This window comes from Streptomyces sp. NPDC055078 (genome assembly GCF_053607985.1).
In genome coordinates this window covers 1-7,546 of sequence record NZ_JBSGUP010000399.1, presented here as the reverse complement: position 1 = coordinate 7,546, position 7,546 = coordinate 1, and the positions used below count along the sequence as shown (strand labels likewise).

Below are 7,546 nucleotides of genomic sequence, written 5' to 3'. Positions count from 1 at the left end.
CCCCAGGGCGATTTCAGCCCCTCGGTGAGCGTCGACACCACCTTCACGGACCCCTTCGCGGGCGGCGCCGACGCGGCCGGCCCGCCGGCCGACGGGCCGCCCGACGCGGAACCGGCCGGAGCCGGGGAGGTCGCCCCCTTCCGGCCGCCCGATGCCCCGTCGTCACCGGATGAGCACCCGGTGATGAGCAGGACCACGACAGCGGCCAGGACGACCGGCACACCAGGACGTCGCACAGTTTCGATTCCCTTCGACGGCTGCTTGAGCTGCCTGACTACCCTTCTTACACCGCTCGCGCCGATCAGGTTCCCGATCCCCGGCCATCCGACGGGGAACGCCTCACCGCGTCCGCCGCCGGGCGATTAGCCTCCTGAGCATGACTGCGGACATCTGGCTCTCCATACCTGCCGACGACGTCGAAGGACTTCCCGCACCCGCCGGATCGGGGTTCGCGTACCGGTTCTGGGACGGCGGCCCCGACTTCCCGGCGGACCCGGCCGACTGCGCCTTCTACACCGTTCCCTATCTCCAGTCCGGTGAGGTCGCCCTGCGCCCGCTGGCCGCGATGACATCCCTGCGCGTGATTCAGACACTCTCCGCAGGCATCGACCATGTCGAGCCGCACATCGGAGCGCTGCACTCCGGTGTACGCCTCTGCAATGCCAAGGGCGTACACGACGCCTCGACGGCGGAGCTGGCCCTCGCTCTCACTCTCGCCTCACTGCGCGGGATCCCCGGATTTGTTCGGGGACAGGACAAAGGGGAGTGGCGAAGCGGGTTCCATCCCGCGCTCGCCGACAAGTCGGTGCTCATCGTCGGCTACGGCGCGATCGGCGCGGCCATCGAGGACCGGCTCGCGCCCTTTGAGTGCGCGCGGGTAGTGCGCGTCGCGCGCTCCCCCCGCACTGCGATGCGCGGTCCGGTGCACGCCCTCGCGGAATTGCCCGCGCTGCTCCCGGACGCCGACGTGGTGATCTTGTCCACTCCGCTCACCGAGAGTACAAGGGGCCTGGTGAACTCCGAGTTCCTCGCCGGGATGAAGGACGGCGCCCTGCTGGTGAATGTCGCGCGCGGTGCCGTCGTCGACACCAAGGCCCTCCTCACGGCGACCGAGAGCGGGCGGATCATGGCGGCCCTCGATGTCACCGACCCGGAGCCGCTGCCCCCGGGCCACCCGCTGTGGCACGCCCCCGGAGTGCTGATCAGCCCCCATGTCGGCGGCCCCACCTCGGCGTTCATGCCCCGGGCCAAGAGGCTGCTCGCCGCTCAGGTCACCCGTTTCATCGCCGGTGAGCCCCTCAACAACGTCGTATTCACCACCGAATGACTCCAATACCCCACTGACCCGCCGTGCCTTCCGGCACGGTGGTGACACCACCTGTCGACCCACCGTCACAAGCGAAAACTCTGCGAAGTCATCCGATCGCCCCGCGTGCCGACCCGTCGAATGATGGTCACTGAGAGTAGAGGGCCTATGTCCCTGAGTGACGATCCTGGTGTATCGTCCCGACCTGGGGGCTGCACCGGATGCAAGGGGCGGTGCGGTATCGCGACCTGAATGCCGATCAGACTTCGAGGGGGGCGACGGGCGATGCACGGCCAATGGACCAAAGATCCGACGCGGCGGGGCCGCCGACGACGACCCTCACCCGCTCCACGAAGGGCCGCCGGACCGGCCGGGGCCCCGCCGTACTCCCCGGCGACGACCGGCCCCGGCGCGGTGACGCTCCCTTTTCCTCAGAGCTTCCCTCGGGGACTGCCGCAGAGCTTCCCTCAGGGGTTGCCGCAGAGGTGCCCGCGGTGGTTCCCGCGGAGGCTGCCACGGACGTTCCCGCGGACGTTCGGGCCGACCTTCCTCACCGGGACGCCGCCGCCGCCGACACCCGTCACCGGGACACCGGCACTCCCGCCCGCGGCGGTGCCTCCGCCACCGCTCCCGGCGCCGGAGGCACCGCACCCCGCCGCACCGCACCCCGCCACACCCTCCGGCGCCGCTCCCGCCCCGGCGGTACCGAGAGGAGGGGCCCGGTGACCGCCCAGGGAGCGCTCATGGCCCGCCAGTCGGTCCCCAGCGGCACCGGACTGCTCTCCCAGCTCGTCCTCGCCCTGATCTGCGCCGGTTACGCGGTCGGCGCCGCCCTCGGCTGGGGATCACGTCAACTGGCTCTGATCATGGGTGACTTCGGACTCAGTGTCGGTGCCGCCATCGCCGCCGTCTCCTGTTTTCTCTACGCCAGGACCAATCCGCCCCGGCTGCGGCTCGCCTGGCTGCTGTTCGCGCTCTCCTCCACCATGGCCGCCGCGGGGAACGCCGTATGGGGCTGGTACGAGATCGTCCTGGACCGCACGGTGCCGAGCTGGTCCATCGCCGACCTGTTCTTCCTCTGCTTCGCGCCGCCCGCCATCATCGGCCTGCTCGTCCTCGCCAAGCGCCCGGTCACCCGGGCCGGCTGGGTCTGTCTGGCCCTCGACGCCTGGCTCATCGGCGGCTCGCTGCTCACCCTCTCCTGGAGCCTCGCGCTCGCCCACGCCCCGCATCTCCAGGGGGAGAGCGTGGCTCCCGCCGCGCTCTCCCTGGCCTATCCGCTGCTGGACATCGTGCTGGTCAGCATGGTCCTCGCGCTGCACTTCAGGCGCTCAGCCGCCAACCGGTCCGCGATCAACACGGCCATCGCCGCGCTCGCCCTGACCGTTCTGTGCGACGCGCTGTTCACCTCGCCGCTGCTGCGCGAGAGCTATCGCTCGGGGCAGCTCCTCGACGCGGGCTGGTTCGCCGGCTCCCTGCTGCTCGCATACGCCCCCTGGGGCGCGCGCAGGCCCGCGGAGACGCCGAGAGAGCCGGCCGGCCCGCGTCAGCCCAGCCGCCCCGTCGCGGGCTCGCTGGCGGCCCTCACCCCGTATCTCGCCGCGGCCGTCTGCACCCTCGGGATTCTCTACAACGTTGTCGCGGGGCGCAACGTCGACCGGGTCGTCGTCCTCACCGGCTGCCTGGTCGTGCTCGCCCTGGTCGTACGACAGGGGATCATGCTCCTCGACAACATCTCCCTCACCCATGAGCTGGCCCAGAAGGAGAACCATTTCCGCTCGCTCGTCCAGGGGTCCAGCGATGTCATCATGATCGCCGCGACCACCGGGATCCTGCGGTACGTGAGCCCCGCCGCGGCCGGTGTCTACGGACGCGAGGCCGAGGAGCTGATCGGCTCCGAGCTGGCCACCCTGATCCACCCCCAGGACCACGGGCGGGTGGTCCACGAAGTCCGCCGGTTCCTGACCGCCTCGCCCGCCGACGAGCCCACCACCCGGATCGAGTGCCGCTTCCGTTCGGGCAGCGGGGAGTGGCTCCATGTCGAGTCCACGGTCAACCGCCACCAGGGCGGCCTGATCTTCAACAGCCGGGACGTCACCGAACGGGTACGGCTCCAGGCGCAGTTACAGCACAGTGCCGAGCACGATCCCCTCACCGATCTGCCCAACCGCGCGCTGTTCACCGAGCGGGTCCGCCTGGCGCTCAGCGGCAGAAGAGCCGGTGACCCGGGGACGGCCGTGCTCTTCATCGATCTCGACGGCTTCAAGGGCGTCAACGACCGGCTGGGCCACCAGGCGGGCGACGAACTGCTGATCCTGGCGGCCCACCGGCTGGCCGATTCCGTACGGTTCGGTGACACGGCGGCCCGGCTCGGCGGCGATGAGTTCGCGGCGCTCATCATCGGTGACGGCACCCGTGACCGGGCGGCCCGCGAGAGCCAGGTCACCGAGATCGCCGACCGGCTCCGGCTCACGCTCTCGCAGCCGTACCGCATCGACGGGAACGATGTCCGGGTGGCCGCCTCCATCGGGGTGGCCTTCGCCGAGCCCGCGATCACGCCCACCGATCTGATGCGCAACGCGGATCTCGCCATGTACCGCGCGAAGGCGGGCGGAAAGGACCGGGTGGAGCTGTACGCACCCCAGATGCAGGCCGAAGTGGTCCGGCGCTCCGAGCTGGCCGCCCGGCTGCGCAGCGCGCTGCACGAGGGCGAGTTCGTGCTGCTGCACCAGCCGGTGGTGAGCCTCACCACCGGCCGGATCGAGGCTGTCGCGGCCCAGGCGCGCTGGCGCTCGGCGCAGGGCATCCTGTTCACCCCGGCCGAGTTCCTGCGGGTCGCCGATGACAGCGACCGCACCGCCGAGCTGGATCGCTGGCTGCTGGAGGAGGCCGTCGAGCAGGCCGCCGAGCGCGCCGCGCTCGGCCACCGGGTACCGGTCTCGGTGCGGCTCTCCGCCCGCCGGCTGCTGGACCGCTCCATGCCGCTCGGCAGTGTGGAGGCCCTGCTCACCCGGCACGGCCTGCCGTCCGGGGCGCTGGTGGTCGAACTGGCCGACAGCGATCCGAGAATCCCCTTCGACGAGCTGGAACAGCGTCTCGTGGCGCTGCGCAGACTGGGCGTGCGGATCGCGCTCGACGGCTTCGGCAGCGGCTACGCCGCCATCCACGCCCTGCGCAGACTCCCCGTGGACGTACTGAAGCTCGACCGGGGGCTGGTCGACGGCATCGTCGAGTCGGCACGGCTGCACAAGATCACCAGCGGGCTGCTCCGGATCGCCGGTGATCTCGGTCTCCAGTCGGTGGCCGACGGCGTCGACGTGCCCGAGCAGGTCCTCGCGCTGCGCGCCATGGGGTGTACCCACGGCCAGGGCATGGCGTTCTCCGGTGCGCTGGACGAGTACCGGCTGCGCCGCGCCCTGGGCCGTGACGAGGTCCCGCTGCCCGGGGGGATGGCGCTGCCCGTCCTGACCGGGCGCGCGCTGGCCACCCGCAATGGCTCAAATAGTGAGACGCGCGTCCCACCCGCTTGACAGTAATGGCGCGGCGGGGAGAGGGTCTGTGCCATGCGCACCCGAATTCTCGTACTTGGAAAGCGCGTCGGCTGAGCGGGACCTTCCTCAAGGTCCCGCAGACCCCTCCCGACGCGCTCCCCTCGCTTGCCTTCCGGCACGAGGGGTTTTTTGTTGCACCGGCACCTGTGCCCAGCGTATGAAACCGTCGCAAAACCCTCAGCTTCGAGAAGAGAATGCCGATGACCGAGCAGGCCACTGGGGCCCACCATCCGCAGCCGCGGGCCCGTAACGGCGGACACCCGACCGCCGCAGTCGAACACGTCACGGGCGCGCAGTCCCTCATCCGCTCTCTTGAGGAAGTGGGGGCCGACACGGTCTTCGGCATCCCCGGCGGTGCCATCCTCCCCGCGTACGACCCGATGATGGACTCCACCCGGGTCCGGCACATCCTGGTCCGTCATGAGCAGGGCGCGGGTCACGCCGCCACCGGCTACGCACAGGCCACCGGAAAGGTCGGCGTCTGCATGGCCACCTCGGGGCCGGGCGCCACCAACCTCGTCACCCCGATCGCCGACGCGCACATGGACTCCGTGCCGCTGGTCGCGATCACCGGCCAGGTCGCCTCCAAGGCGATCGGCACCGACGCCTTCCAGGAGGCGGACATCGTCGGTATCACCATGCCGATCACCAAGCACAACTTCCTGGTCACCAAGGCCGAGGACATCCCGCGGACGATCGCCCAGGCGTTCCACATCGCCTCGACCGGCCGCCCCGGGCCCGTCCTGGTCGACATCGCCAAGGACGCCCTCCAGGCCCGCACCACGTTCAGCTGGCCGCCCGCCCACGATCTGCCCGGCTACCGCCCGGTCACCAAGCCGCACGCCAAGCAGATCCGGGAGGCCGCCAAGCTGATCGTCCAGGCCAGGCGGCCGGTCCTGTACGTCGGCGGCGGGGTCCTCAAGGCCCATGCCACCGCCGAGCTGAAAGTCCTCGCGGAACTCACCGGAGCCCCCGTCACCACCACCCTGATGGCGCTGGGCGCATTCCCCGACAGCCACCCGCTGCACGTCGGAATGCCGGGCATGCACGGTTCGGTCACCGCCGTCACCGCACTCCAGAAGGCCGACCTGATCGTCGCCCTCGGAGCCCGTTTCGATGACCGCGTCACCGGCAAGCTGGACAGCTTCGCCCCGTACGCGAAGATCGTCCACGCCGATGTCGACCCGGCCGAGATCGGCAAGAACCGCACGGCGGACGTGCCGATCGTCGGGGACGCCCGCGAGGTCATCGCCGATCTGGTCCAGGCGGTGCAGGCCGAGCACAGCGAGGGGCACACGGGCGACTATGCGGCCTGGTGGAGCGATCTCAACCGCTGGCGCGAGACCTACCCTCTCGGCTACGACCAGCCCGGGGACGGCAGCCTCTCCCCGCAGCAGGTCATCCAGCGCATCGGGCAGCTCGCCCCCGAAGGGACCATCTACGCGGCCGGGGTCGGCCAGCACCAGATGTGGGCCGCCCACTTCATCGAGTACGAGCAGCCCGCCACCTGGCTGAACTCCGGCGGCGCGGGCACGATGGGGTACGCCGTCCCGGCGGCCATGGGCGCCAAGGCCGGGGCCCAGGACCGTACGGTCTGGGCGATCGACGGCGACGGCTGCTTCCAGATGACCAACCAGGAACTGACCACCTGCGCGCTCAACAACATCCCGATCAAGGTCGCCATCATCAACAACGGCGCGCTCGGGATGGTCCGCCAGTGGCAGACCCTGTTCTACAACCAGCGCTACTCCAACACCGTCCTGCACTCCGGCGACGGCAACGGCGTCGAGCCCAGCGGCGGCACCCGCGTCCCCGACTTCGTCAAGCTCTCCGAGGCGATGGGCTGCCACGCCCTGCGCTGCGAGTCCCCGGAGGACCTCGACAAGGTCATCGCCGAGGCCAACGCGATCAACGACCGCCCCGTCGTGATCGACTTCATCGTCCACGAGGACGCCATGGTGTGGCCGATGGTCGCCGCCGGCACCTCCAACGACGAGGTCATGGCCGCTCGCGGCGTCCGCCCCGACTTCGGCGACAACGAAGACGACTGACCGAGCAGAGAGACGAGAGACCCACCCCATGTCCAAGCACACGCTCTCCGTTCTGGTCGAGAACACCCCCGGCATCCTCGCCCGGATCGCCGCCCTGTTCTCCCGCCGGGGCTTCAACATCGACTCACTCGCCGTCGGCGTGACCGAGCACCCCGACATCTCCCGTATCACCATCGTCGTCAATGTCGAGGACCTCCCGCTGGAGCAGGTGACCAAGCAGCTCAACAAGCTGGTCAATGTGCTCAAGATCGTCGAGCTGGAGCCCGGCGCCGCGATCCAGCGCGAACTGGTCCTGGTGAAGGTCCGCGCGGACAACGAGACCCGCTCCCAGATCGTGGAGATCGTCCAGCTCTTCCGCGCCAAGACCGTGGATGTCTCCCCCGAGGCGGTCACGATCGAGGCGACCGGCTCGACCGACAAGCTGGAGGCGATGCTCAAGATGCTGGAGCAGTTCGGCATCAAGGAACTCGTCCAGTCCGGCACGATCGCCATAGGGCGCGGCGCCCGGTCCATCACCGACCGGTCCCTGCGCGCACTGGACCGCAGCGCGTAACCCGCACCCGGGGCCCCGGCCACCCGTGGCCCGGCCGCACGGCCGCACCCGGAACCGCACGGCGCCGCACGGCACCACCCGGAAC

General features: G+C 70.3%; 4 protein-coding genes and 1 pseudogene. 4 read left to right on the top strand and 1 reads right to left on the bottom strand.

Translation table 11 applies throughout. The features are described 5' to 3' along the window. Nucleotides 1-236, bottom strand: a pseudogene (locus ACWF94_RS27320) (PQQ-dependent sugar dehydrogenase); the annotation flags it as partial. A 140-nt stretch (nucleotides 237-376) separates the two neighbouring features. Here ACWF94_RS27320 and ACWF94_RS27315 point away from each other — a divergent pair. From ACWF94_RS27315 to ilvN, 4 genes are all read left to right on the top strand, one after another. Then, entirely contained in the window at nucleotides 377-1,327 is a 951-nt protein-coding gene (locus ACWF94_RS27315) for a 2-hydroxyacid dehydrogenase (protein WP_453493881.1), read from the top strand. Nucleotides 1,328-2,028: 701 nt separating this feature from the next. Further along, nucleotides 2,029-4,836, top strand: a complete 2,808-nt coding sequence (locus ACWF94_RS27310) for a putative bifunctional diguanylate cyclase/phosphodiesterase (RefSeq protein WP_453493878.1) — start codon at nucleotides 2,029-2,031, stop codon at nucleotides 4,834-4,836. A 215-nt stretch (nucleotides 4,837-5,051) separates the two neighbouring features. Next, on the top strand, nucleotides 5,052-6,908 hold the full coding sequence (locus tag ACWF94_RS27305; protein ID WP_453493875.1) for an acetolactate synthase large subunit: 1,857 nt from the start codon (nucleotides 5,052-5,054) through the stop codon (nucleotides 6,906-6,908). Between the two features lie 28 nt (nucleotides 6,909-6,936). Beyond that, on the top strand, nucleotides 6,937-7,461 hold the full coding sequence (gene ilvN / locus ACWF94_RS27300) for an acetolactate synthase small subunit (protein ID WP_258787877.1): 525 nt from the start codon (nucleotides 6,937-6,939) through the stop codon (nucleotides 7,459-7,461). Nucleotides 7,462-7,546: the final 85 nt, after the last annotated feature.

Bases quoted from the DNA above. Each gene is read 5' to 3' on its own strand.
- ACWF94_RS27315 (WP_453493881.1), top strand. From the start codon at position 377: ATGACTGCGGACATCTGGCTCTCCATACCTGCCGACGACGTCGAAGGA.
- ACWF94_RS27305 (WP_453493875.1), top strand. From the start codon at position 5,052: ATGCCGATGACCGAGCAGGCCACTGGGGCCCACCATCCGCAGCCGCGG.
- ilvN (WP_258787877.1), top strand. From the start codon at position 6,937: ATGTCCAAGCACACGCTCTCCGTTCTGGTCGAGAACACCCCCGGCATC.